Source organism: Micromonospora sp. NPDC049580 (assembly GCF_040675595.1).
GTDB lineage: Bacteria > Actinomycetota > Actinomycetes > Mycobacteriales > Micromonosporaceae > Micromonospora.
Genome location: NZ_JBFAPG010000159.1, coordinates 2,516 through 3,727, shown reverse-complemented (window position 1 = coordinate 3,727; position 1,212 = coordinate 2,516). Strand labels below are relative to the sequence as shown.

Genomic DNA, 1,212 nt, shown 5'->3' with positions numbered 1-1,212 from the left:
CGCAGCTGGTTTGGGTGGTTAGCACAACGAGGTTCATCAGGGACGCTCTTTCGCGGGTACGGGAATATCAACCCGTTGTCCATCGACTACGCCTCTCGGCCTCGCCTTAGGTCCCGACTCACCCAGGGCGGATTAGCCTGGCCCTGGAACCCTTGGTCATCCGGCGGAAGGGTTTCTCACCCTTCTTTCGCTACTCATGCCTGCATTCTCACTCGTGCCGCGTCCACAACTGGGTCACCCCGCTGCTTCACTCGCGGCACGACGCTCCCCTACCCATCCACACACCTGCACAAGGAATCAAGTCCAAGCGAGGTTAAAATGTGAATGCCACAGCTTCGGCGGTGTGCTTGAGCCCCGCTACATTGTCGGCGCGGAACCACTTGACCAGTGAGCTATTACGCACTCTTTAAAGGGTGGCTGCTTCTAAGCCAACCTCCTGGTTGTCTATGCGACCCCACATCCTTTTCCACTTAGCACACGCTTAGGGGCCTTAGCTGGTGATCTGGGCTGTTTCCCTCTCGACTACGAAGCTTATCCCCCGCAGTCTCACTGCCGCGCTCTCACTTACCGGCATTCGGAGTTTGGCTGGTTTCGGTAAGCTTGTGGGCCCCCTAGACCATCCAGTGCTCTACCTCCGGCAAGAAACACGCGACGCTGCACCTAAATGCATTTCGGGGAGAACCAGCTATCACGGAGTTTGATTGGCCTTTCACCCCTAACCACAGGTCATCCCCCAACTTTTCAACGTTGGTGGGTTCGGCCCTCCACGCGGTCTTACCCGCGCTTCAGCCTGCCCATGGCTAGATCACTCCGCTTCGGGTCTAGGACACGCGACTGAATCGCCCTATTCAGACTCGCTTTCGCTACGGCTCCCCCACACGGGTTAACCTCGCCACATGCCACTAACTCGCAGGCTCATTCTTCAAAAGGCACGCCGTCACCCCGCAAGGCTCCGACGGATTGTAGGCGAACGGTTTCAGGTACTATTTCACTCCCCTCCCGGGGTACTTTTCACCATTCCCTCACGGTACTCGTCCGCTATCGGTCACCAGGAAGTATTTAGGCTTACCAGGTGGTCCTGGCAGATTCACGGCAGATTTCAGGGGTCCGCCGCTACTCGGGAACACCCACAGAAGGTCAGCAACTTTCACCTACCGGACTTTCACCGTCTACGGTCAGCCATTCCAGACTGTTCGACTAGCCACTGACGTT

At 57.3% G+C, this 1,212-nt stretch carries 1 rRNA gene (running past both ends of the window); it reads right to left on the bottom strand.

The window, feature by feature from the left end:
• Positions 1-1,212, bottom strand: a 23S ribosomal RNA gene (locus AB0J68_RS15455) (it extends past both window edges: 1,729 nt to the left, 462 nt to the right).